Consider the following 23358-nt stretch of genomic DNA (forward strand, 5'->3'; position numbering starts at 1 on the left):
TTCAACCCGCTTCACCGCCCGGGCCACCGGAGCCAGGGCCACCTGGTCCGCCCGGTCCGCGGCCGCCCGGCGGCCCGAAGCGCGGTTCGCGCTCGCCCTCTTTCGCCGCCGAACTGGCGCCGCCCAGACGGTACGACAGGCCCACATAAATCATGCGGCCATCGAAACGGCGCGTGCTCGTTTCGCGCAGCGAGGCGCTGTTGATGACGGTTTCCATCTTGTTGGTGCTGAACACATCCGTCACATTCATGACCAGGTTCAGCTGCGGCGTGAGCATATGGCGCCAGCTCATGTTGAGCGTGTTGTTCGGTGAGCGGTAGCCCTGGCCAGACAAGGTCTTGCCCTGCATCTGCAAGGCCAGCTGCAGCTGGTTGGCGGGATTGAGCTGGTAGTTCAGGCGCGCGCGGCCGCTCAGGGAATTGACGGTACGCGTGCTGCGGTTGCCCAGGTCATCCTGCGAGGTTTGCTGGTTGCGCGCCAGGTTGCCACTGGTGTTCAATGTCAGCGACGGCGTCAGCTTGCCAGACAGGCTGAACTCCAGCCCGCTGGCATGGCTGCCGGCGCCGTTTTCGCGCGTGGTCAGGAGCACATTGTCGCTGATGAAGTATCGGTAGTCGACGATGGCGTCCTTGTCGCGGCGGTGATAGCCGCGCAAGCTGCTTTCCAGGCCGAACAATTTGGTTTCATAGCCGACCTCGAAGGAATCGGTCTGGGTCGGGCGCAGCTGCGGATTGCCGGACGAGACATTGAATTCGTCGCGGTACACCACATAGGGGTTCAGGTCGCCCGCATTGGGCCGGCGGATGCGGTGCGCGTAGCTGAAGCGCAGATTGCTCTCGTCATTGACCTTGTAGGTGGCAAACAGGCTGGGAATATAGTTGACATAGCTGTTGCCGGCCTCGATGCCGCCCGTGATCTGGCGCACGTCCAGGTCCGTGTATTCGGCGCGCAGGCCGGCCAGCGCGCCCCAGCGTTCGGACAGGCGCATCTGGTAGGAACCATACAGCGCGATGGTGCGCTCGTCGAGCTCGAAACGGTTGCTGCGCATGGCGTTCACCGTTTCACCGAGGCTCGAAGGATGGATGTCGGTATAGAGCGTATCGAAACTGCTCTTGTTGTCGGCCACCTTGTAGCCGAGCTTGGCCGTGCCGCCGGCCAGCGGCCGCTCGTAGTCGCCGCTGAAGTCGATGATGCGGTTGCCCGTGTCGCTGTGCTGGCGCGCGCGGCTGTCTTGCGCATTGCCGGTGGCGAGCGCATAGACGTTGGCGTAGTCGCTGGTATTTTCATTATCGGACGACGAGACGCGCAGGTCGATCTTCAGGGTTTCGCCCGGCAACTCGCCCTTGTGGTCATAGCGTGCGCCCCAGCTGTAGTTGCGGCTGTCGCCGTTGCGCAGGGTGCTGCGCACATAGTCGCCGATGGTGTTGCCCAGGCTGTCGCCGTTGATATAGCGGTCGGCCGAGCGCGCGTCGTTGCTGCGCCCGTTGTACGACACGCTGGCGGCCAGGGTGTCGCTGGCGCCCAGGTTGTAGTTGACGGCGCCGTTCACGCCCAGGGAATCGTTCAGGCCATTGCTGACGGAACTCTGGCTGCTGGGCGCGAACGCGCCGGTCTGGCGGTCGAGCCGCTCGCGGCTGGTCTCGCCTGTCGAATTGCGCCCGTCATGGCGGAAATTGATGCCGCCCTGAAAGCCCCATGGGCCTTCGTTATAGGTGCCCGAGGTCGAGGTGTTGTAGCGCCCGGCAATGCCGGCGTTGGCGTTGACGGTGGCAAAGCCACCGGGCTTGCGGTTGCGCCGCATCACCAGGTTCAGGATGGGACCGCCACCAGCCTCGTTGCCGAACTGCGCGCCGGGGTTGTTGATCACTTCCACCGACTCGATATCGTCGGCCGCCATCGCGTTCAGGGTCGCGCCGCGCGAATCGCCCTGCAGCATGGCCGACGGCTTGCCATCGATCAGGATCTGCACATTGCTGCTGCCGCGCAGCGACACCGTGCCGTCCGGGTCGACCGCCACCGACGGCACATTGTTGAGCGCGTCGGCCGCCGTGCCGTTGGTGCTGCTGACGTCGGACTTGACGTCATAGACCTGGCGGTCGATGCGCCCGGTGGGGCGTTCGGCGGTGACGCTGACGGAGGGCGTGGTGTCGGCCGCCGGTACTTTGGCAACCGGCACGGCCTTGGCAGGCGTGGCGGCCGTCACCACGGCCTGGGTCTGCGCCTGGACGGCGGTATTGGCGGACAAAAGGCTGCCGCCGGCGAGGCAGCAAAGTACGATTTTTTGCATGAACTGAAGTAGTGAGTAAGAACGCCAGGAATGGAATACTGCGCAGCGCTTGCTTGGCGAGCTGCATCATTGGCATCGATTTTAAGGGGGATCGAGGGTCAGACGCAGCTTGAAAGAATTGCCATTTACTTTAATTTACAAATCTCGTGCAACTTGTGGCCAGAAGGCCTCACGGCGTATCAAAGTGTATCGGCATGTATCAATCTGGCCGGCAAGGCTGGCCCAGCGGTCTGCCAGGCGGCCGTGCGCGGCGCAGGCCGTGCCTGCGCCTGTCTTGCCAGGTGCGGCTCAGGCCAGCAAGCCATGCTGCCGCGCCAGCTTCAGCCAGCCCGGATATTCGGTCATCAGGAGATCATACAACTCGCCGTCGCTGTGCTCATCGGGCGAGCTGACGGAAAAGTAGTTGGCGTTGTCGACCAGGCGCCCCTGCAGTTCGTCGAGTTTTTCCAGAAAGGGGAAATCCGAGTCCGCAAAGGCGGCGAGGAATTTGCTTTTCGATTTGCGGCCCTTGCCGATGCCCATGAATTGCCAGAAGATCGGCTCGTTGCTGGACCAGCGCAACTGCTTTTCCGTTGTCGCCTGGTCGCTGGTGCCGCCGTCGGTGACGAACATGACGTAGACGGGCAGCTCGGCGCGCAAGGGGCGCGTACGCTCGCCGCCACGCGCGTCAGGGAAGTAGAATGCGCGGATCGCTTCCATGGCACGGCCGTAGCGCGTGTCGCCTTCGAGCGGATGATGGTCGATGGCGCGGCTGACATAGGTGGTGCAGTTGCGCAGGTCCATCGGATCGGGCTGGTGGACGTTCTTGCCGAACAGGAAAACGTCGATCTCGCCGTCGTCATCGAACTTGCAGCCCAGCGCCAGGATGCGCTCGGCGAACTGCTGCACCAGGCCGTCGCGGTACAAGCGGCCCATGGAACCGGAAATATCGAGGCACAAACAGACCCTGGCGCGGTGTTCCGACAAACCCACTTTTTGCAGCGACACACCGGCCTGCTTGACCAGGCTCACCAGTTGCGGCGCTTCGCGCTCGACCCGCTTTTCCAGGTTGATCTTGGCTTGCACCACGGCGGACACAGCGGCAGGTACGGCGGCGGCCGGCGCCGCCTGGTCGACCTCGCCACCGAAATGGCGCACCAGCGCATCGAGGCCGCCATTGAAACCCTGCCCGACGGCCATGAAGCGCCATTGGCCATCCTTGCGGTACAGCTCGCCCAGCATGACGGCTTTTTCCTGCGCGAAGTCCTTGCCGGCAAAGGCGAAGCGGGCAAATTCGCGGCCACCCGCCTGCAGCCGCACATGGCCCGACTGCATCTGCGACATCACCGCGCCGCCGTCGATGCTGGCCGTCAGCACCACGCGATCGATGCTGGCCGGCAAGCGCGCCAGCTGGAAAGCAAACGCGGCGTTGTCGCCTTGCGTGCCCGGTTTGGCTTCCACGCCGCCGCAGGGCGTGCGCGGCTGATTGAAAAACGTCATGTAGCGCTCGTCGGACAGCTTGCCGGCGGCATCGATGCCGAAGCAGGCAAAGTCGAGCGCCAGGCCGTGAACATAGGCGCCAATTTCCAGCGCGCCATCGGCAGCGTGTTGCACCAGCGGCAGGCGCTGGCCCTTGGACAATGTTTCCATGCTGTTCTCCCTATTTCACTCAAGCGATATAGCGGCGCGGATTGCCCGCGTTGTAGTCGTCCTCGTCTTCCTTGTCCTCGCCTTTGAAAACGGCCGGGCCGTCAAACGCCAGCTGCAAGGACTCGCCCTGCCAGCGCAGCCACGGCGTCGCCTCGCTGCCATCTTCGGAGGTTTTGCCCGACGGTTCGAGCACGATGCTGTCGGCGGACACGCGCGCCAGACCAATCACATAGGTATAGACATCGTCATCGCCGGCGGCACTCGAATCGCGGAAGTCAAACGCGCACTCGACCACCTGCTCGCCATACTCCATCACCATTTTCGGGCGCATCGAGGCAACCGACACGGCGCCATTGGCCACGGCGGAATAGACGCTGAACACCAGGCCCACCGTGCCGCCATAGAACTGCGCCAGTGCGGGATTGACTTCGACAGTTTCCGTGGCCGGCTCGCGTCCGGTGGCGTTGGTCACGTCGCCCAGGTGGCGCACATAGGGCATGGCGTCGAAACTGCCCGACTTTTCCGGCGCCTGGATGCAGCGCATGCGGCCGTCCGGCAACAAGATGCCGACCCGCAAGTCGAGGTCGTCGTTATCGTCGCTGCCATCGCCGTTGTCGACCCAGGCGGCCTTGACGATCAGCTTTTTCGGCGCACCGGCGCCCTTGGCCAGCGACAATTTATGCGTCTGGCCAGGCTTGGTCAGCGAAATCTTCGACAGCGATATTTTTGGCGCCACCGGTTCGGCCACGGCCTGCGCCACCTCGCCGCCAAAGTGGCTGACCAGCGCGTCGAGCCCGCCATTGAAACCCTGGCCCACGGCCATAAAGCGCCACTGCCCGTCCTTGCGGTAGAACTCGCCCAGCATCACCGCTTTTTCATCGGCGAAATCCTTGCCGCCATAGGCAAAGCGCGCCAGCTCGCGGCCGCCATCGAGCAGGCGCACATAGCCACTGCCCAGCTGCGACAAGGTGGCGGCGCCGTCGATGGCGGCCGTGATCACCAGCCGCTCGATGGCGGCCGGCAAGCGGTCCAGCTCGAAATGGAAACCGGCAGGGTCGCACGCCGGCGCCCGCACTTCCACCGCGCCGCACGGCGTGCGCGGCTGGTTGAAGAAGGTCATGTAGCGGTCGTCGGATAGTTTGCCCGCCGCATCGAGGCCGAAGCAGGCATAGTCGAGCGCCACGCCCTCGCCCGCAATACCGAGTTGCAAAACGTTGCCCGTGACTAGGCCGGCCAGCGCCAGGCGCTGCCCTTTGATCAGAGTGTCCATAAGCAGAATAGAGAGTGAAGAACGGGCGGGAACCGGGACGGCGCAGGCCATCCCGGCGAACTTACTGATTATGCGTTGATACCGAACGATACGGCCAGAGGCCCCAGGCCGCCTTTGAAACCCTGGCCGATGGCCTTGAATTTCCACTCGCTGCCGGCGCGGTAGATTTCACCGAAGATCATCGCCGCTTCGGTCGAGCCGTCTTCCGACAGATCGTAGCGGGCGATTTCCTGGCCGTTGTCGCCGTTCAGGCAGCGGATATAAGCCTTGCTGACCATGCCGAAGTTCTGCTTGCGGTTGTCCGCATCGTGAATGGTCACGGCGACGGCGATCTTGTCGATCTCGGCCGGCACGTTGGCCAGGTCGATGGCGACCTTTTCATCGTCGCCGTCGCCGCCGCCGGTGGTGTTGTCGCCAGCGTGCACGACGGAGCCGTCGCTCGATTTCAGGTTGTTATAGAAAATGAAGTCGGCATCGGAACGGGCCTTGCCGTCCGTTTTCAGCAGGAAGGCGCTGCCGTCCAGGTCGAACGCGGCGCCATCGGTGGCGCGCGGGTCCCAGCCCAGGCCGACCACGATTTTTTTCAGTCCCGGAGCTTCCTTGCTCAGGTTGACATTGCCGCCTTTTTGCAAACTGATCGCCATGATATGTCCTCTATGATTAAGTCAGTGGATAAAGAGTGTGATGCCAATTCGGTAAGCGTCGCCAGCCTACCACAAAGTCCCTATGTGCCAGACGCGCACTATTGAAAATAATGCCATAAAGAAAAAGATGATGGCGTCCTCTTCGGCAGCGCTCTTGCAAATGGCCGATAATACTTCTCCCTGCACCGCCGTTCCAGCCATGACCGCACCGAATACCATCCCCCGCCTCGACCTGATTCCCGGCACCTTGTGCGATGCGCGCCTGTGGGCCAGACTGGAGCGCGAACTGGCCGGCCACGCCAGTGTCCACCATATTCCCCTGCAGCAAGCGGGCACGCGCCAGCAGATGCGGGACATGATCGCCGCGCTCAGCGCGCCGCAAGCGCACCTGGTCGGCTTTTCGCTGGGCGCCTACCTGGCGCTGGAGCATGCGGTCCGGCATCCTGAACGGATCGCCTCGCTGACGCTGATTGCGAACTCGGCGCGCGGCCTGGCGGAAGAAGAGATCGCCACGCGCAAGCGCGTGATTGCCCTGCTTGAGCGCAATACCTATGCCGGCATCACGCGCCAGCGCCTGCGCGAGCTGCTGCACCCGGCCCACCTGGAAGATGCCGCCATCACCGGCCTGATCAGACAGATGGCGCTGGACCTGGGCAAGGACGTGCTGCTGGCCCAGTTCGCCCAGACCTTCGACCGCCCCGACCTGATGGACTGCCTGCCTGGCCTGCCCTTTCCGGTGCTGATTGTCGGCGCCGAGGGCGACCAGCTGGTAGCCAGTGCCGACCTGGTGGCGATGGCGCAGCAACTGCCGCGCGCCACCCTGCATCTGCTGCAGGCGCCCAGCGGCCATATGATCCCGCTCGAAGCACCTGCCGAACTGGCGTGCGCCATGCTCGCTTTCCTCAATCCGGCGCCATCTGGAGCGTGAGGCCGATATCAACGATAATGGCAGGTATCGAGAACAGCAAAGTGATTGATTCAATGAGCACACTGACCATTATTGTCGCCACCGACCAACAAGGCGGCATCGGCATCAACAACACCCTGCCGTGGAAGCTGCCGGAAGACCTGGCGCATTTCAAGCGTGTCACCACCGGCCACCCCATCATCATGGGCCGCAAGACGTTTGACTCGATCGGCCGGCCGCTGCCGAACCGCCGCAATATCGTGATCACGCGAAATAGCCAGTGGAGTCATGACGGCGTGGAAGCGGTCGGCTCGGTGCAGGAAGCAATCGCGCTGCTGGACGGCGCCCAAGGGTTTGTCATTGGCGGCGCAGAGATTTACCGGCAGTCGCTGGCGCTGACCGAAACACTGATTATCACGGAAATTGGCGGCACTTACGATTGCGACGCTTTTTTCCCCAAGCTGGACCAGGCCGAATGGCAGGAAACGGCGCGCGAGGCGCATGTTTCCAACGCTTCCGGCTTGCCGTATGCGTTAGTCACTTTGCAGCGCCAGCGTTGAAAACGGGCTTTTTTCGCCGTCATACGCTGGTCACACCATTCAGGCATGCTGGCGCGCACTGTGCGTAATTTCGTTACGATATTTTTTTCCCGCAGACGCCGCATTTCTGCGAGAATCCCGTTCTTATTTTTTTTCTGCGATTGCCTGGCAAACTGTTCCGCCGGCGGTCGCGCCCTAGTCCGCCCCTCCACACAAGTCAGGGGCGGCTTGCTTTTTTGGAGACATGCATGAAATTTCGTTTCCCCATCGTCATTATTGACGAGGATTTCCGTTCTGAAAATACGTCCGGCCTGGGCATTCGCGCCCTTGCCGCCGCAATGGAAAAAGAAGGCATGGAAGTGCTGGGCGTGACCAGCTACGGCGATCTGTCGCAATTTGCCCAGCAACAATCGCGTGCGTCGGCCTTTGTGCTGTCGATCGACGATGAAGAATTCGGCGCCGGCTCGGTCGAGGAAACCGACGAGGCGTTGAAATCCCTGCGCGCCTTTGTCGAAGAAATCCGCCACAAGAACGCCGATATTCCGATTTACCTGTACGGCGAAACGCGCACCTCGCGCCATATCCCGAACGATATCCTGCGCGAACTGCACGGCTTTATCCATATGTTCGAAGATACGCCCGAGTTCGTCGCGCGCCATATCATCCGCGAAGCGAAAAGCTATCTCGACGGCCTGTCGCCGCCGTTCTTCCGCGCGCTGGTGCACTACGCCAATGACGGCTCCTACTCGTGGCACTGCCCCGGTCACTCGGGCGGCGTGGCCTTCCTGAAGTCGCCGATCGGCCAGATGTTCCACCAGTTTTTTGGCGAAAACATGCTGCGCGCCGACGTCTGCAACGCCGTCGAAGAGCTGGGCCAGCTGCTCGACCATACCGGCCCGGTCGCCGCATCGGAACGCAATGCGGCGCGCATCTTCAATGCCGACCATTGCTATTTCGTCACCAACGGCACCTCGACCTCGAACAAGATGGTGTGGCACTCGACGGTGGCGCCTGGCGACATCGTGGTGGTCGACCGCAATTGCCACAAATCGATCTTGCACTCGATCATCATGTGCGGCGCGATTCCCGTGTTCCTGATGCCGACGCGTAATCACCTCGGCATTATCGGCCCGATCCCGCTGGCTGAATTCACGCCGGAAAGCATTGCCCGCAAGATCGAGGCGAATCCGTTCGCGCGCGAAGCGAAGAACAAGAAGCCACGCATTCTCACCATCACGCAGTCAACCTACGACGGCGTGATCTACAACGTGGAAACCTTGCGCGAAATGTTGGATGGCAAGATCGACACCCTGCACTTCGACGAAGCATGGCTGCCGCACGCCACCTTCCACGATTTCTACAAGAACATGCACGCCATCGGCAAGGACCGTCCGCGCGCCAAGGAATCGATGATCTTCTCGACCCAGTCGACGCACAAATTGCTGGCCGGCCTGTCGCAGGCCTCGCAAATTCTGGTGCGCGAATCGGAACAGGTCAAGCTGGACCAGGACGCCTTCAACGAGGCCTACCTGATGCACACCTCGACCTCGCCGCAGTATTCCATCATCGCCTCGTGCGACGTGGCCGCGGCCATGATGGAAGCGCCAGGCGGCACCGCGCTGGTGGAAGAATCGATCATGGAAGCGCTCGATTTCCGCCGCGCCATGAAAAAAATCGACCAGGAGTGGGGCCAGGACTGGTGGTTCCAGGTGTGGGGACCGGACAGTTTCAACGACGAAGGCATGGGCCAGCAGGAAGACTGGATGATACGCGCCGAGGACGACTGGCACGGCTTCGGCGATCTGGCTCCCGGCTTCAACATGCTCGACCCGATCAAGGCGACCATCGTCAACCCGGGCCTGTCGCTGGACGGCCAGTTCGGCGAGACCGGCATCCCGGCCTCGATCGTCACCAAATACCTGGCCGAACACGGCGTCATCATTGAAAAATGCGGCCTGTATTCGTTCTTTATCATGTTTACCATCGGCATTACCAAAGGCCGCTGGAACACCCTGCTGACCGCCTTGCAGCAGTTCAAGGACGACTACGACAAGAACCAGCCGATGTGGCGCATCCTGCCGGAATTTGCGGCGGCCAACCCGCGCTATGAAAAAATGGGCCTGCGCGACCTGTGCCAGCAGATCCATGACTTCTACAAGGCCTATGACGTGGCCCGCCTGACGACGGAAATGTATCTGTCGGACATGATCCCGGCCATGAAGCCATCGGACGCGTTCGCCAAGATGGCGCACCGCGAAATCGAGCGCGTCGCCATCGACGAACTGGAAGGACGCATCACGTCGATCCTGCTGACGCCGTATCCACCGGGCATTCCGCTCTTGATCCCGGGCGAGCGCTTCAACAAGACCATCGTCGACTACCTGCGCTTCGCACGCGACTTCAACGAGCGCTTCCCCGGCTTCGAGACCGACGTGCACGGCCTGGTGAAACGTGAAGTCGATGGCAAGCGCGGTTACTTTGTCGACTGCGTGCGCCAGGACGATTAAGTTTTATTGCGCCCCATTGAACGCCGCCTGGATTGATGTCTGGCGGCGTTTTTCGTTTACGCCAGCCTGGACGCTTGCGGCAGACCAGCAGCCGCTTGCGCCGCCATAAAGCCGCCCGCTGGCACAGCGCTATAGTCGGCGGATGTCCATCCGCTCAGCCCTGTCGCCGTATTTTGAACTCTCGCGTGCCGAAACCGGTAGCGGCGCGGCGCTGCGGCCAATGGAAGGCCTGCGCGGGCTGGCCGTGCTGCTGGTGTTCCTGGTGCACTATGTCAGCCTGAGCGCACCCTGGCGCAGCGACGGCACAACGCTGGCGACCATCGCGAGCGGCCTGCATACGGTGGGCAATGCCGGCGTCGACCTGTTTTTCGTGCTGAGCGGCTATCTGATCTATGGCTCGCTGCTGGGGCGTCCGCAACCCCTGCGCCACTTCCTGCGCCGCCGCGTACGGCGCATCTATCCGGTCTATGCCTGCGTGTTTCTGATATATCTGTTGCTGTCGTGGGCGCTGCCGTCGCAAAACCGCATACCGGCGCCTTGGCCGGAGGCACTGCGCTATATAGCCGGAAACTTTTTCCTGCTCACCGGTTTTGGCGCCACGCCGCCGTTCATCAGCGTGGCCTGGTCGCTCAGCTACGAAATGCTGTCCTACCTCTTGATCGCCTTGCTGGTCGGCGCGCTGCGCCTGCGCTTGCGCAGCCGCCGCTGGCGCTGCCTGTTTTTCGCCTGCCTGGGGGCAGCGGCGGCGTTCGGCTTCGCCACCTTCGGCGGTCCGGCGCGCATGCTGTTGTTTATCGCCGGTATTTTTGTCCACGAGGCCATGGCAGGGCCCGTGCGTCATGTACCGGGCACCCTGCTTGCCAGCGGCGCCGTGCTGGCGGCATGGACCATGCTGCTGTTACCGCTGGCGCTATGGCTGAAACTGGCCGCGCTGTGCGGCGCATTTTTCCTGCTGTGTTTCAGCTGCTTGCGGCAGCCGGACAGCCTGCTGGCGCAAGCCTTGTGCTGGACGCCGCTGCGCTGGCTGGGCAATATCAGCTACTCCTACTACCTGATCCACGGCCTGGCGCTCAAGGCCGCCTTCATGGCGCTGGCGCTGCTGGTGGCGCCCCATCCCCATGGAGCGGGATTTTTCATGGTGATGCTGGCGCCCATGCTGGCGGCCACCTTGCCGCCGGCAGTGCTGCTGTATTTGCTGGTGGAGCGGCCCTGCTCGCTCGCGCCGGCGCCCGCCAACGCCTGCGTGCTGCCAGCCGCGCATGGGGCGCGTTCATAGCCGATGATCACCGCCAGCGCCAGGGCCATCCCTACCGCGTGCCGCAGGGGTGGCGTGCCGGCAAAAATGCAAGTAAAAGTGACAATATTGCCAAAACAGGCTACGCGTATGGCGTAACGACCATGGTTTCCCGCGCAGCTGGTTTCGCTTCGTCATGAGCTTTTCCGACAACCTTTATCGAGAGAAATTTATACGTCTCGAATATGCGACACTTGCCGCCAAGAAATAAAAATATTTCTTATTTGCAAAATGAAAAGTGCATGCAACGAGCGCTCTTCTTCGCCAAAACACTCGCCATCCTCGTGCATCCCGAAAAATGGTCAAGACGAAAACATTAAATTGATGAGCCAAGGTATAGACACCAGGTTTTACAATGTTTTGGTCATGAATCACTTGCACAACGGAAATGAAATGACCCACACGACTTTGCGCCGCCTGCTGGCGTCGACCTTGCTGAGCCTGCTGGCTGCCTGCGGTGGTGGCGGTGGCGACAGCCAGCCCCCTGCGGTGCAGCAACCGGTAGTTACCAATCCGCCGCCAGCGACGTCCACGCCATCGATACCCGCCACCCCGACGACACCGGCGGACCAGGGCACGGCCACACCGCCAGTCGTGGTCACGCCGGCGGCGCCAGCGCCCATGCCGGTGGCCGGGCGCGTGTTTACACGCAAGGAAGCGTCACGCTTTCTCGGCCGCGCCACGTTCGGCCCGAACATGGCGGCCATCGACGCGCTGGCCGCCAGCGACAGCGACGCCTGGTTCGCCGACCAATTCGCCAGGCCGCAAACCACGCACCTGAGCTATATGGACAAGTTGATCGCGGCGCAGGTCGCCGCCAATGGTCCCCGCGTCGGCTTCACGGCATTCTATGAAACCTTCTGGCAGCAGGCCATCCGCGGCGAAGATCAGTTGCGCCAGCGCGTGGCGTTCGCCCTGTCGCAGATTTTCGTCATCTCGATGCAGAACGAGACGGTGCGGCCGCTGGTGCGCGGCACCTCCAGCTACTACGACATGCTGGGCCAGCATGCTTTCGGCAACTTCCGCAACCTGCTCGACGGCGTGGCCAGGCACCCGATGATGGGCATCTACCTGTCCCACATGCGCAACCAGAAGGAATCCGGTACCCGCACGCCCGATGAAAACTTCGCCCGCGAAGTGATGCAGTTATTTACCATCGGCCTGGTCCAGCTCAATGCGGACGGCAGCGTGAAACTGTCCGGCGGCAAGCCGATCGATACCTACTCGCGCGAGGATGTGGCGGGCCTGGCCAAAGTATTCACGGGCCTGAGCTGGGCCGGGCCGGACCAGTCGACCGGCCGTTTCAATGGCAGCATCGCCGATCCCGAGCGCGACTCCAAGCCGATGCAGATGTATCCGGCCTTCCATTCGACCAGCGAAAAGCGCTTTCTGGGACAGACCATCTCCGGCGCCACCAGCGGCGACGACGACATCAGGGTCGCGCTCGACACCCTGTTCAACCATCCGAACGCGGCGCCGTTCTTCAGCCGCCAGCTGATCCAGCGCCTGGTCACCAGCAATCCCGGCGCCGCCTACGTGGGCCGCGTGTCGGCCGTGTTTGCCAACAACGGCAAGGGCGTGCGCGGCGACATGCAGGCCATCGTGCGCGCCGTGCTGCTCGACCCCGAAGCGGTCGCGCTGCCCGGCAGCACCCAGCGCACCGGCAAATTGCGCGAACCCCTGCTGCGCCTGGCCAACTGGATGCGCGCCTTCGACGCCAAGCCCGCCAACGGCATCTACAATATCTACTACCTGGACGACCCGCTGAGCGGCCTGGCAGGCAATCCGCTCAATGCGCCATCGGTCTTCAATTACTACCGCCCGTCTTACGTTCCGCCGAACTCGGCCATCGCCAGCGCAGGGCTGGTGGCGCCTGAAATGCAGCTCACCTCCGAGCCGTCCGTCACCGGCTACCTGAACTTCATGCAGGAAGCGGTCAATTCTGGCGTCGGCGACGCGCGCCTGGTCAAACCCGACTACACGCAGGAACTGGCAGCGAGCGCCGACGCCAACGCGCTGGTCGACCGGGTCGACCTGCTGCTGCTGAATGGCGCCATGACGTCCAGGCTGCGCGGGCAGATCGTCAATGCCGTCAACAGCATCGTCCTGCCCGCCGCCAGCACCACCAATGGACCGCAGATCGCCAATCTGCAGGCGAACCGGGTCAAGCTGGCGATTTTCCTGGCCATGGCCTCGACCGACTACCTGGTGCAAAAGTAAAGGACCATGCCATGAGCAGCCATTTTCCCCACCTTCCCCGCCGCCGCTTCCTTGGCTCCATGCTGACCCTGGCCAGCGCCGGCGCCGCGCCATTCGCGCTGAACCTGGCGGCCATGGGCAACGCCGCCGCCCAATCGTCCGGCGACTACAAGGCCATGGTCTGCCTGTTCCTCAATGGCGGCAACGACGCCTTCAACACCGTGCTGGCCACCGACAACGCGTCCTGGAACGAATACCTGCGCGTGCGCAACACCGGCGGCAGCGACTCGATCCACCTGCCCGGCGTGAGCGAAACGGGCGGCGTGCTGCCCATCGTTCCCGCCACCGCGCAGGCCGGCCGCAGCTTCGCCCTGCACCCTGGCCTGGGCCCGCTGAAGGAATTGTTCGATGGCGGCCGCGCGGCCGTGGTGGCCAATGTCGGCACCCTGATCGCGCCGACCACCCTGGCCCAGTACAAGGCGAAAAGCGTGGCGCTGCCGCCCAAGCTGTTTTCGCACAACGACCAGCAGTCGACCTGGCAATCGGGCCAGCCCGAAGGCGCCAGCGTGGGCTGGGGCGGCCGCCTGGGCGACCTGGCGATGGCCGGCAATGCCAATGCCAATGCCATGTTTACCACCATTTCGGCGGCCGGCAACACGGTCTTCCTCAGCGGCCAGCAGGTGCGCCAGTTCCAGGTCGGCCAGGCCGGCGCCGTGGCGATCCGAGGCCTCAGCGCCAATCTGTACGGCAGCGCCGCCGGCACGCAGGCGCTGCAAGCCATCCTGGCCGACGCCGGCAATGACCTGATCGAACAGGAACAGAAAGCGGCGGTGCAGCGCGCCATTTCCAGCCAGGCCATTTTGAGCGGCGCCATGCTGGCGGCCGGCCCCGCCGGCGTGCCCAACCCGACCAGCTACATCAGTCCGGCCACCGGCGTGGCGGCCACCAATCCGCTGGCGGTGCAACTGCAGACGGTGGCGCGCATTATCGGCGGGCGCAGCGCGCTGGGCGCCAAACGGCAGGTGTTTTACGTGACCCTGGGCGGCTTCGACACGCACGACCGGCAAAAGATCCAGCAGGCCGACCTGATGGCCCGCCTGGCGCACGCGCTGGCCTATTTCGACGCCACCCTGGCCACGCTGCAGGGCACCGACCTGCGCCGCCAGGTCACCACCTTCACGGCCTCGGACTTTGGCCGCACCTTTACCAGCAATGGCGACGGCACCGACCACGGCTGGGGCGCCCACCACTTCGTGGTCGGCGGCGCCGTGCGCGGGCACGATATCTACGGCGCCTTCCCGGCCTCGGGCCTGGGCCACGCGCTCGATGTCGGTTCCGGCTCGCTGCTGCCGACCATTTCCGTCGACCAGTACGGCGCCACCCTGGCCAAATGGTTCGGCGTGCCGGACAGCCGGCTGGGCGAGGTGTTCCCCAACCTGGCCAACTTTACCCAGCGCGACCTGGGTTTCATGAGCGTCTAGCCCTTGAGTCTAGCCATTGACGCCAATGGTCAGCGTGACGACATAGCCATCGGTGGCGTTGCCCGTCACGCCGGCCATCTGCAGGCTGGTGCCGTCGCTGAAGACATTGTCGGTGGCATAGCTGATCTGCGCCAGGTTGCGCACGCTGGCCGTGTAGCCGCTGGCCGTGTACACCTCGTTCAGGGTCGCCAGCGGAAACGTGAATTGCGAGGTCTTGATGCGCTTGCTGGCGGCGGCCGCCTTGGCCAGGCTCGGGTAGACCTCGAAATGCACGTGCGGCATGCGCCCCGCATAGCAGCCGGGGAAGATGGTGGTAAACGACAGTGTGCCGCTGCTGTCCGTTTCCTGCACTCCGCGCAGATAGTTCTGCGCCGTCACGCCGTTTGAGTACAGCGAATACAGGCCGTCGCGGTCGCAATGCCACAGATAGATCGCGTAGCCGGCCAGGCTGGCGCAGCTGGCGTTGGCGTTCACCAGCTGCAGCCTGATGGTCAGGGGAACCCCTGCCGCCACGCCGGTGGCGCCATTGAAACTGGCGCGGATATCGCTGCGCACCACGCCCGACTGGTTCAGCACATTGATGATGCTGCCACCATTGGTATTGCTGCCATCGGCCGGATACGGTCCGCCCGTCTCGTCCGGGATCACCGCGCAGGCGGTGGTAATTGTCGTCGGCGTGGTGGCGGTGCCGGTGGCCGTCTCGGTGGCAGTGCTGCCGCTACCGGAGCCGCCGCAACTGATCAACGGCAAGCCGGCGGCACCCGCCAGCACCCAGCGCATCAGCCGGCGCCGTTCCAGCGCCTGCCGCTCCATCACTTCGAGGTCGCACGCGAGGCCGACATCATGTAATTCCATACATACTCCATCAGGTGGGGCAAGCCGGCCAGCGCGGGACTGAGGCTGGCGCACAGGTACACCAGGCGCATGGCGTGCTGGCCCATGCTGGTGTCGGCCGTGCTGGCTGGCTTGCGTTTCATGGCCTGGTTGCCTGTTCGCTGCGGCGCGCAGCTATCTGCTGGCGCTGCTCCGGCGTCAGCACGGCCAGCAATTGCTGTTCCAGGCGCGCATGCTGCAGGCTGATTGTCGCCATGGCCTGCGCCGCGCTGTTGGCCAGAGTGACCGCCTTCGCATCGTCATAGTGATTCGACGAGGCCAGCTCACGCAGTTGCTCATGCGCCCTGAAGGCGATCTTCTGCTGTTCGCGCAGCAGCGGCGCCTGGGCGCAGGTGGCGGCAAAGACCTTGTCCTGCTGCGCTTCGCTCAGGTCCACGCCACGCAGCACCGGCGGCAAGCCCTCGCCCGGGCCTTCCATGCGCGGGCCCGGCATCGGTCCCGGACCGTGCTGGGCGTGGGCGGCCAGCGGCGCGCCCATGGCGGTGGCCAGCAGCAGCGACATCATGACAGTGGCTTGTTTCATGCTCGGTTTCCTCTCGTTTCAATGAGCGTCCATTGTCTGGCGCTGGCGTGTAAAGCAACGTCAGCGCCAGGTAAAAACGTGTAAAGCAATGTGAGAAACTGTATAAAGGAAGCGATGTAAAAGCGGGTAAAACGGCCCGGCACCCTTGGCCGGGGCTGCTATCATGGCCGATCCACCTCGGGAAAAATCAGGAAGACACATCCGCATGAGCAAGGTATTGTTAATCGACGACGACATCGAACTGGTCGGCATGTTCCAGGAATACCTGGAGCAGGAAGGTTTTGAAGCGAAGGCCGTGCATGACGGCGAACGGGGCGCCGCCGAAGCGCTCACGGGCCAGTACGCCATCGCCATCCTCGACGTGATGATGCCGCGCATGAACGGCCTGGAAACCCTGCGCCGCATCCGCGCCGGCAGCCGCCTGCCTATATTGATGCTGACGGCGCGCGGCGACGATACCGACCGCATCGTGGGGCTGGAGCTGGGCGCTGACGATTATGTGACCAAACCCTGCACGCCGCGCGAGCTGACGGCGCGCATCCGCGCCATCCTGCGCCGCGCGCAGGCGGCGCCGCTCGACACCTCGGCCAGTGCGCCTTTGACCGTGGGCAAGCTGACGATGTGGCCCGAACAGCGGCGCGCCGCCTGGGACAGCGTGCCGCTGGAACTGACCAGCACGGAATTCAATCTGCTGGAAGTGCTGGTGCGTAACGCCGGCAAGCCGGTCAGCAAGAATCAGTTGTCGGAACTGGGACTGGGCCGGCCGATGGCCCGCTTCGACCGCAATATCGACGTGCACCTGAGCAGCCTGCGCCGCAAGCTCGGCAGCCTGGACGATGGCCGCTCCTGCCTGCAGACCGTGTACCGGCTCGGCTACCAGTTGATCAAGGAATAAACGTGGGCCGCCTGTTCTGGAAGTTTTTCCTGTGCATCCTGCTGGCCCAGGTGGCCGCCACCATCGGCATCGGCGGCACGTTCTGGCTGAAAAGCCGCGCCGCCCAGCAGGCGCGGGCGCAGGACATCGATACCAGCCCACCCGCGCAGATGGTCATCGAGGCGGCCACCGCCACCCTGGAAGCGGGCGGCAGCAAGGCGCTGCGCCAGTTTATAAGCAAGCTCGAACGCCGGCGCGTGATGGCGGTCGACAGCCAGGGTCACGAGCTGATGGGCCGCACGGTGCAGCCGGCCGTTTTGGCCAAGGCGCGCGCCCTGCTGGCGCAGGAGCAGCCGCGCGCCGTCGTGCGCGACGTTACCGGCAGCGATGGCGTGCGCTACCTGCTGTTCCTGCCCTATTCCGAACATTTCCGTACCGCCGAGAACATCACCGCGCGCGCCACCCTGAACGCAATGAGCATGGCCGGCGGCAGCCTGCCGCCAGGCCCGCGCATGGACGGTGCCGGCCAGCCAACGGAGATGAACGGCAGGTACACGCCGCCCAACCGCGACGAGATGGGCAATCCGGGTGGCATGCCGCCCGGCCCGCGCATGGACAGCCCGTATCGTGCCTTTATTCCGATTCTCGCCGCCACCGTCGCCAGCCTGCTGTTTGCCTTCCTGCTGGCCTGGTATTTTTCGCGCCCGATCCGCGACCTGCGCAACGCTTTCGAAGCGGCCTCGCAAGGCGATCTGGCGCCGCGCTTTGCCGCAACGAACAAGCGCGGCGATGAACTGACCGACCTGGGCCGCGATTTCGACCGCATGACGGGCCGCTTGCGCAACCTGATGGATAGCCAGACCCGGCTGCTGCACGATGTATCGCACGAATTGCGCTCGCCGCTGGCTCGCCTGCAGGCGGCCATCGGCCTGGCCCACCAGCAGCCCGACAAGCTGGCCGCGTCGATGGATCGCATCGAGCGCGAAAGCGTGCGCATGGACAAGCTGGTCGGCGAGCTGCTGACGCTGTCGCGCCTGGAAGCGGGCGCCGTCAATCCGCTCAACGAAGACTTCAGCATCGCCGATTTATTGCACGACATCGTCGAAGACGCGCGTTTCGAGGCCGGGGGCGATGGCCGCCAGATCGGCATTACCGTCAGCGGCGACACCGATATCGCCAGCGCCATCGTCAATGGACAGGCCGAATTGCTGGGGCGCGCGGTGGAAAACGTGGTGCGCAACGCCATCAAGCACAGCCTTGACGCCGGCGTGGTGAGCGTGGTGCTGTCGCGCCACGATGCGGGGCGGCAAGTGCATGTGACGGTGCTCGACCATGGGCCCGGCGTGGCCGAGACCGACCTGTCCGCCATCTTCGAGCCCTTTTTCCGCGCCAGTAACACGCAGAAATCGACCGATGGCCACGGCCTGGGGCTGGCGATTGCCCAGCATGTGGTCAAGGGTCATGGCGGCTCGATTGCGGCGAGGAACCGCAGCAGCGGCGGCCTGTGCGTGGAAATACGCTTGCCCGCAAAACAGCCGGGCTGACCTCAATGCTTATGCCTGGGTATCGATAATGCTGCCCAGGGTCGAGGTGGCCGAACGCGCGGGGCTGCTGCTGGTGTCCGCGCTGCTGGCGGCCTGGCTGTCCTGTTTTTGCTGCGCCTGCTGAGCGGCGGCCGCCTGCAATTGCGCGATCAGCGCCTGCAGCAGCTGTATCTGCTGCGCCAGCTGCTTCTGCATCTTTTTCGACGCTTCCGTCTGCTCGCCCGTCTGCGACTCCTTCAACTGCTGTTGCGCCCCCGCAATCTGCTCTTGCAGTGCGGCGATCTGCTTGGCGCTGCTCGACCCGCTGCCGCTGGCCCCGCCGCTGCCGGTGACCGTAATCACCGAGCTGACTCCGCTACCCGAACTGATTGGCGATACCATGATGCTTCCCTCTCGTCTGTTTCAATACTGTCATTATCGGCAAAGTTTACTATAGATAAACAGGCACCGGTGTAAAGACGGGTAAAAGCAGCCTGTATCATGCAGGCGGTGCGCAGTCTGTGCAGCGAGGCGGGATTGATGATGGGACAGCGCGGCCTGCCTGCGCAGCACGCAAATGCTGCTGCGCGGGCATATGCCGCTGTGCCAGGCGTCGCCGGAACTGGCGGCCTGGCTGGCAAAACGCTAGATCATGCTTTTGGCAGGGTCACGCCGCTCTGGCCCTGGTACTTGCCGTCGCGGTCCTTGTACGAGGTTTCGCACACTTCATCGCTTTCGAAGAACAGCACTTGCGCGCAGCCTTCGCCGGCGTAGATCTTGGCCGGCAGCGGCGTGGTGTTGGAAAACTCCAGGGTCACATAGCCTTCCCATTCCGGTTCGAACGGGGTGACGTTGACGATAATGCCGCAACGGGCGTAGGTCGACTTGCCCAGGCAAATGGTCAGCACGCTGCGTGGAATGCGGAAATATTCGATGGTGCGGGCCAGCGCGAACGAGTTCGGCGGGATGATGCAGACATCGCTTTTCACATCGACAAACGAGTTCGAATCGAAGTTTTTCGGATCGACGATGGTGCTGTTGATATTCGTGAAAATCTTGAATTCGTCGGCGCAGCGGATGTCATAGCCATAGGACGAGGTACCGTAGGAGATCACCTTGCGGCCATCGACGGCGCGCACCTGATTCGGTTCGAACGGCTCGATCATGCCCGTTTGTTCCGCCATGCGGCGTATCCATTTATCGCTTTTAATCGTCATCGCTGGGCATCTTTCTAGAATATCGGAAGGGCTGGGGCGCGCAGCCTTGGGGGCAGCGGCCCGAATGGCAGGATTTTACGCGAAAACCTGCCGGCGTTGGCCCCTCGTGCGCCAAATTGATGGCCTAAGCGTGCCCCGCCAGCAAGGCCGTGATCATTTCATGCACCGCCTGCGCCGCCAGCTCGGGCGACTCCATGGGAAACAGGTGGCCGCCCGGCACTTGCCGGAAAAACCTGCCCACCAGTTTTCTGGTCGCGGCCAGGCCCGCCTGCCGGCATTCGACCGAGTCAAGGCCGCCGATAAAGCCGACCGGCACCGGCAAGCCGTGTTTCACCAGCGCGCCCACATGGTGCGGCAAGCCCCGGTAGACCTCGGTTTCCACCTCGCGCGTAAAGCGCAGCTGCACACCGTCCGGGTGGGGTACGAGACCGCTGGCCATATAGTCGCGCAGCACCTGCGGCGCCCAGATGGCAAACAGCGCCTTGGCGGCAAAGTGATCGTGCGCCGCCTGCGCATCGGGCCACACTTTGCGGCGCCGGGCCGAAAAACGCGCCGGCGAATAGCGCTCGCCAATGGCCGTGTTCCTGGCCAGGCGCACGAACATGGCGCGCCAGCCGGCCACCACCGGGGAATCGAGCAGCACCACGCAGCGCACCAGGTCGGGCCGGGCCTTGGCCGCCATCACGCTCAGCATGCCGCCCAGCGAATGGCCGACCAGGATCACCGGCGCGCTGTAGCGCCGTTCCAGGTCATCGACCAGTTCGCGCACCAGCTCGGGCCAGCCGGCCGTGACCGGATAGCGCGGATCGTGGCCATGCATGTCCAGCGCCTGCACCTGGTAGTGCGCGCCTAACAGGGAAAACAGCTGGCGGTAGGTGCCGGCCGGGTAACTGTTGGCGTGGGCAAAGTGGAGCTGCGGTAGTGTCATGGTGGGGTTCTTGCGGGCTGGGCGATGGATGATTGTAATGGCAGGCCAGCCATACGGATCAGAGCGTGCACTCTAATTGCGGCGCCACCTTCGCCGCGCCAGGCACGAACGAGGCCAGCACTTCGGCCAGTTCGGCGACCGACTCGACCACGCAAAAAGCGCCGTCGAACGCGTGGTGGCGGTTCATATGGTTGCGCAAAATAATGCATTCCAGCCCTGCAGCATTGGCCGCCCGCAAGCCGCGCGGCGCGTCTTCGACCGCCACGCATACCTCAGCCGCCAGCCCCAGCCGCTGCAAGCCCAGCAGATAGCCATCGGGCGCCGGCTTGCTGGCCGCATACGATTCGCGCGTCAGCACAAAGTCAAACTGTTCTCGCAAGCGGCTGTGCGCGTGGCTCAGCTCGAAATGTTCGCGGTAGGCGCTGGTGACCACGCCCATGCCCACATGCGGGCGCAAGGCGTCCAGCAAGTTGCCCATGCCCGGCATGGCCAGTTGCCGCGCCTGGCGCAGCCGCTCGCCGAACAGCTGCTTGCGCTCCAGCCGCAGCCGGTCGACCAGTTCCATCTCATGGCCCTGCCCCAGCAGCAGATGCCAGGCGCCGTAGTTGTTGTCCAGGAACCAGTCGAAAAACTGCTTCGGCGTCAGGTCGATGCCGTAAGGCAGCAGCAAGTCGCGGTTGCTTTCGTAAAACAGCTGCTCGGTATTGACCAGTACGCCATCGTTGTCCCACAGCACGCCGCGGATGGTTTTCATGACAGTTTTATTTGAAAAATATGTCGTAAGACAATTTCACGATCAGCATTACCAGCAGCACCAGGAACAGCACCCGCACAAAGGCGGCGCCACGGCGCACGGCAATCCAGGTGCCGGTCAGCGCGCCGAGGATATTGCACACCGCCATAGGCGCGGCCACCGCATAGACCACATGGCCGGCGGGGATGAAGAAGGCCAGCGCGGCGACGTTGGTGGCGATATTGACCAGTTTCGAGCAGGCCGAAGCGAGAATGAAATCAAAGCCGAACACGCGGATAAACAGGAAGATCAGAAAGCTGCCCGTACCCGGCCCGAACAGGCCGTCATAAAAACCGATGGCGCCGCCGATCACCACCGCCAGGATGCGCTCGCGGGTACCCACCGTGCGCGCCTCGCGCATGCTGCCAAAATCCTTCTTGATGAAGGTATAGATCGCCATAATGATGATCAGCACCAGCACCATCGGCCGCACCACCTGCTGCGGCACATAGGACACGGCGGCCGCGCCGATAAACGACATCACGAAGGCGGCGGCGACAGCCGGCAGCACCAGCAGCCAGGGTACATGCACCTTGCCGATAAACGAGCGCGCGGCAAACGTGGTGCCGCAAGCCGACGCCAGCTTGTTGGTGCCCAGCAAGGAGGTCGACGCCATGTTCGGCATCAGGTTGAACAGCGCCGGCAGCTGTATCAGCCCGCCCCCGCCCACGGCGGCATCGATCAGGCCGGCAAAAAAGGCAAATAAACACAGCAGTGAGATGGTCAGCATGGCGGCATGGGGGGAAGGATGGGAACAGGGCGAGTATAGGCCGCGTGCATTTTTAAGGATGCAACTTCATATTGCGCAAAACGCAATCAGGCGTAACGCTTGACGAAATGGGCACCTGTGCGCTCTACTGCTCTTTTATGCTGCGGGAATACGGGAATGTCGATCAAGCTGATGTGGGAAATCCGCGCCTTTTGCACGGTGGTGGAAAAACGCAGTTTCGTGCACGCGGCGCGCATGCTGGGCCGCTCGCCGTCGGCCGTCACGCGCGCCATCCAGTTCCTCGAAGAGGCGATCGGCGCCGAACTGATCCTGCGCACGCAAAAACAGTTCACCCTGACCACCGCCGGCGAAACCTATTACGCCTCGGCCAAGCACCTGCTGGAAACCCAGGCCGAGGCCGAAGATCAATTGGCCGAGCTGAGCAACTCCCCGCAAGGCTGGGTGCGCATCTCGGCGCCCGAGATCCTGTCGCTGGGCTTTTTGCCCAAACTGGTGGCGCAGTTCTCGCGCGACTACCCGAATGTGTCGGTCGACATCCACTTCTCGGACAAGTCGATCGACCCGATCCAGGAAAAGCTCGACTTCGCCATCCGCGGCGCCTTCCCCCAGTCCAGCGAACTGATCGGCTACGCCCTGTGGAACTACCGCCGCTACATGTACGCCGCGCCCGACTACATAGCCCGCATGGGGCTGCCTGCCGAACCGGAAGACCTGGCCGCCCACGACATCATCATGCACTCCGCCCCCCGCATCCTGCGCGACTGGCATTTTGTTTCCGGCGAGCGCAACGTGCGCTACCAGGTCCAGCCGCGCTTTCGCTTTACCTCCGGCATCGCGACCTTCCAGGCAGCCCTGGAAGGCGCCGGCATCGCGCGCCTGGCCAGCTGGCTGGCGGAACCGGCGGTGGCCAGCGGCAGGCTGGTACGCGTGTGCTCCTCTTATCGGCTGACGTCGTCCAAGGAGATGGATCCCAGCATGCATGCGGTGTATGGCACGTCAAGGATGGCCAAGGGGGCGCGGTTGTTTCTGGAGTATGTGAAGAAACGGGGGCTGGAGATTCCGGATGAGCGGGTGGGGTGATTGGCAAGATTGTCTACGCGCTGCGTAGACTATTAAGCT

General features: G+C 63.4%; 21 protein-coding genes. 9 read left to right on the forward strand and 12 right to left on the reverse strand.

The window, feature by feature from the left end; genetic code table 11:
- Position 1: 1 nt before the first annotated feature.
- From ASR47_RS17305 to ASR47_RS17320, 4 genes are all read right to left on the reverse strand, one after another.
- Complete coding sequence (locus ASR47_RS17305; RefSeq protein WP_342670545.1) at positions 2-2245, reverse strand: TonB-dependent receptor domain-containing protein; 2244 nt, start codon at positions 2243-2245, stop codon at positions 2-4.
- A gap of 330 nt (positions 2246-2575) precedes the next feature.
- Complete coding sequence (locus ASR47_RS17310) at positions 2576-3916, reverse strand: VWA domain-containing protein (protein WP_065309035.1); 1341 nt, start codon at positions 3914-3916, stop codon at positions 2576-2578.
- A gap of 19 nt (positions 3917-3935) precedes the next feature.
- Entirely contained in the window at positions 3936-5186 is a 1251-nt protein-coding gene (locus ASR47_RS17315) for a TerD family protein (RefSeq protein ID WP_065309036.1), read from the reverse strand.
- Positions 5187-5254: 68 nt separating this feature from the next.
- The gene (locus ASR47_RS17320; RefSeq protein WP_065309037.1) at positions 5255-5830 is read right to left on the reverse strand and encodes a TerD family protein; all 576 of its coding nucleotides are present in this window, start codon (positions 5828-5830) and stop codon (positions 5255-5257) included.
- Positions 5831-6029: 199 nt separating this feature from the next.
- Between ASR47_RS17320 and ASR47_RS17325 the strand changes: the two genes are divergently transcribed.
- The 6 genes from ASR47_RS17325 (at position 6030) to ASR47_RS17350 (ending at position 14757) form a co-directional block, all read left to right on the forward strand.
- A complete protein-coding gene (locus ASR47_RS17325) occupies positions 6030-6758 on the forward strand; it encodes an alpha/beta fold hydrolase (protein ID WP_065309038.1) in 729 nt (242 codons plus the stop codon).
- Between the two features lie 53 nt (positions 6759-6811).
- Entirely contained in the window at positions 6812-7297 is a 486-nt protein-coding gene (locus tag ASR47_RS17330) for a dihydrofolate reductase (RefSeq protein ID WP_065309260.1), read from the forward strand.
- 227 nt (positions 7298-7524) lie between these two features.
- On the forward strand, positions 7525-9783 hold the full coding sequence (locus ASR47_RS17335) for an arginine/lysine/ornithine decarboxylase (protein ID WP_065309039.1): 2259 nt from the start codon (positions 7525-7527) through the stop codon (positions 9781-9783).
- A 142-nt stretch (positions 9784-9925) separates the two neighbouring features.
- Positions 9926-11059 (forward strand): acyltransferase family protein, encoded by a 1134-nt coding sequence (locus tag ASR47_RS17340; protein ID WP_065309040.1) that lies wholly within the window; start codon positions 9926-9928, stop codon positions 11057-11059.
- A 411-nt stretch (positions 11060-11470) separates the two neighbouring features.
- Positions 11471-13297 (forward strand): DUF1800 domain-containing protein, encoded by a 1827-nt coding sequence (locus tag ASR47_RS17345; protein ID WP_065309041.1) that lies wholly within the window; start codon positions 11471-11473, stop codon positions 13295-13297.
- Positions 13298-13308: 11 nt separating this feature from the next.
- Positions 13309-14757, forward strand: coding sequence for a DUF1501 domain-containing protein (locus tag ASR47_RS17350; protein ID WP_065309042.1), 1449 nt, complete (start codon positions 13309-13311; stop codon positions 14755-14757).
- 9 nt (positions 14758-14766) lie between these two features.
- Here ASR47_RS17350 and ASR47_RS17355 read toward each other — a convergent pair whose 3' ends face one another.
- The 3 genes from ASR47_RS17355 to ASR47_RS17360 are packed head-to-tail and all read right to left on the reverse strand — an operon-like array spanning position 14767 to position 16174.
- Positions 14767-15612, reverse strand: coding sequence for a dioxygenase family protein (locus ASR47_RS17355; RefSeq protein ID WP_065309043.1), 846 nt, complete (start codon positions 15610-15612; stop codon positions 14767-14769).
- Entirely contained in the window at positions 15570-15734 is a 165-nt protein-coding gene (locus ASR47_RS27500; RefSeq protein ID WP_171898979.1) for a hypothetical protein, read from the reverse strand. The genes ASR47_RS17355 and ASR47_RS27500 overlap by 43 nt, the downstream gene beginning before the upstream one ends.
- Complete coding sequence (locus ASR47_RS17360) at positions 15731-16174, reverse strand: Spy/CpxP family protein refolding chaperone (RefSeq protein WP_065309044.1); 444 nt, start codon at positions 16172-16174, stop codon at positions 15731-15733. The genes ASR47_RS27500 and ASR47_RS17360 overlap by 4 nt, the downstream gene beginning before the upstream one ends.
- Before the next feature lie 205 nt (positions 16175-16379).
- Here ASR47_RS17360 and ASR47_RS17365 point away from each other — a divergent pair, with 205 nt between their 5' ends.
- Positions 16380-17069 (forward strand): response regulator transcription factor, encoded by a 690-nt coding sequence (locus tag ASR47_RS17365; protein ID WP_065309045.1) that lies wholly within the window; start codon positions 16380-16382, stop codon positions 17067-17069.
- A 2-nt stretch (positions 17070-17071) separates the two neighbouring features.
- The gene (locus tag ASR47_RS17370) at positions 17072-18592 is read left to right on the forward strand and encodes an ATP-binding protein (RefSeq protein WP_065309046.1); all 1521 of its coding nucleotides are present in this window, start codon (positions 17072-17074) and stop codon (positions 18590-18592) included.
- 9 nt (positions 18593-18601) lie between these two features.
- Here ASR47_RS17370 and ASR47_RS17375 read toward each other — a convergent pair whose 3' ends face one another.
- The 5 genes from ASR47_RS17375 to ASR47_RS17395 all read right to left on the reverse strand — a co-directional run bounded on the left by ASR47_RS17375 (position 18602) and on the right by ASR47_RS17395 (position 22239).
- Entirely contained in the window at positions 18602-18973 is a 372-nt protein-coding gene (locus ASR47_RS17375; RefSeq protein ID WP_065309047.1) for a FlxA-like family protein, read from the reverse strand.
- Between the two features lie 248 nt (positions 18974-19221).
- The gene (dcd, locus tag ASR47_RS17380; protein ID WP_065309048.1) at positions 19222-19788 is read right to left on the reverse strand and encodes a dCTP deaminase; all 567 of its coding nucleotides are present in this window, start codon (positions 19786-19788) and stop codon (positions 19222-19224) included.
- Between the two features lie 124 nt (positions 19789-19912).
- The gene (locus ASR47_RS17385; protein WP_082988992.1) at positions 19913-20716 is read right to left on the reverse strand and encodes an alpha/beta hydrolase; all 804 of its coding nucleotides are present in this window, start codon (positions 20714-20716) and stop codon (positions 19913-19915) included.
- 58 nt (positions 20717-20774) lie between these two features.
- The gene (locus ASR47_RS17390; RefSeq protein ID WP_065309050.1) at positions 20775-21470 is read right to left on the reverse strand and encodes an HAD family hydrolase; all 696 of its coding nucleotides are present in this window, start codon (positions 21468-21470) and stop codon (positions 20775-20777) included.
- 7 nt (positions 21471-21477) lie between these two features.
- Entirely contained in the window at positions 21478-22239 is a 762-nt protein-coding gene (locus ASR47_RS17395; protein ID WP_065309051.1) for a sulfite exporter TauE/SafE family protein, read from the reverse strand.
- 156 nt (positions 22240-22395) lie between these two features.
- On the opposite strand from ASR47_RS17395, the gene ASR47_RS17400 reads away from it, so the two are divergent.
- A complete protein-coding gene (locus ASR47_RS17400) occupies positions 22396-23319 on the forward strand; it encodes a LysR family transcriptional regulator (protein ID WP_065309052.1) in 924 nt (307 codons plus the stop codon).
- Positions 23320-23358 lie beyond the last annotated feature (39 nt).

Origin of the sequence: Janthinobacterium psychrotolerans (genome assembly GCF_001677885.1) — a bacterium.
Lineage (GTDB): Bacteria > Pseudomonadota > Gammaproteobacteria > Burkholderiales > Burkholderiaceae_D > Janthinobacterium > Janthinobacterium psychrotolerans.

What these genes read in the sequence shown, in the direction of transcription:
- ASR47_RS17310 (WP_065309035.1), bottom strand. Translation starts at nt 3,916, where the DNA reads ATGGAAACATTGTCCAAGGGCCAGCGCCTGCCGCTGGTGCAACACGCT.
- ASR47_RS17340 (WP_065309040.1), top strand. Translation starts at nt 9,926, where the DNA reads ATGTCCATCCGCTCAGCCCTGTCGCCGTATTTTGAACTCTCGCGTGCC.
- ASR47_RS17335 (WP_065309039.1), top strand. Translation starts at nt 7,525, where the DNA reads ATGAAATTTCGTTTCCCCATCGTCATTATTGACGAGGATTTCCGTTCT.
- ASR47_RS17375 (WP_065309047.1), bottom strand. Translation starts at nt 18,973, where the DNA reads ATGGTATCGCCAATCAGTTCGGGTAGCGGAGTCAGCTCGGTGATTACG.
- ASR47_RS27500 (WP_171898979.1), bottom strand. Translation starts at nt 15,734, where the DNA reads ATGAAACGCAAGCCAGCCAGCACGGCCGACACCAGCATGGGCCAGCAC.
- ASR47_RS17390 (WP_065309050.1), bottom strand. Translation starts at nt 21,470, where the DNA reads ATGAAAACCATCCGCGGCGTGCTGTGGGACAACGATGGCGTACTGGTC.
- ASR47_RS17325 (WP_065309038.1), top strand. Translation starts at nt 6,030, where the DNA reads ATGACCGCACCGAATACCATCCCCCGCCTCGACCTGATTCCCGGCACC.
- ASR47_RS17345 (WP_065309041.1), top strand. Translation starts at nt 11,471, where the DNA reads ATGACCCACACGACTTTGCGCCGCCTGCTGGCGTCGACCTTGCTGAGC.
- ASR47_RS17360 (WP_065309044.1), bottom strand. Translation starts at nt 16,174, where the DNA reads ATGAAACAAGCCACTGTCATGATGTCGCTGCTGCTGGCCACCGCCATG.
- ASR47_RS17350 (WP_065309042.1), top strand. Translation starts at nt 13,309, where the DNA reads ATGAGCAGCCATTTTCCCCACCTTCCCCGCCGCCGCTTCCTTGGCTCC.
- ASR47_RS17400 (WP_065309052.1), top strand. Translation starts at nt 22,396, where the DNA reads ATGTCGATCAAGCTGATGTGGGAAATCCGCGCCTTTTGCACGGTGGTG.
- dcd (WP_065309048.1), bottom strand. Translation starts at nt 19,788, where the DNA reads ATGACGATTAAAAGCGATAAATGGATACGCCGCATGGCGGAACAAACG.
- ASR47_RS17395 (WP_065309051.1), bottom strand. Translation starts at nt 22,239, where the DNA reads ATGCTGACCATCTCACTGCTGTGTTTATTTGCCTTTTTTGCCGGCCTG.
- ASR47_RS17365 (WP_065309045.1), top strand. Translation starts at nt 16,380, where the DNA reads ATGAGCAAGGTATTGTTAATCGACGACGACATCGAACTGGTCGGCATG.
- ASR47_RS17330 (WP_065309260.1), top strand. Translation starts at nt 6,812, where the DNA reads ATGAGCACACTGACCATTATTGTCGCCACCGACCAACAAGGCGGCATC.
- ASR47_RS17355 (WP_065309043.1), bottom strand. Translation starts at nt 15,612, where the DNA reads ATGGAATTACATGATGTCGGCCTCGCGTGCGACCTCGAAGTGATGGAG.
- ASR47_RS17315 (WP_065309036.1), bottom strand. Translation starts at nt 5,186, where the DNA reads ATGGACACTCTGATCAAAGGGCAGCGCCTGGCGCTGGCCGGCCTAGTC.
- ASR47_RS17385 (WP_082988992.1), bottom strand. Translation starts at nt 20,716, where the DNA reads ATGACACTACCGCAGCTCCACTTTGCCCACGCCAACAGTTACCCGGCC.
- ASR47_RS17320 (WP_065309037.1), bottom strand. Translation starts at nt 5,830, where the DNA reads ATGGCGATCAGTTTGCAAAAAGGCGGCAATGTCAACCTGAGCAAGGAA.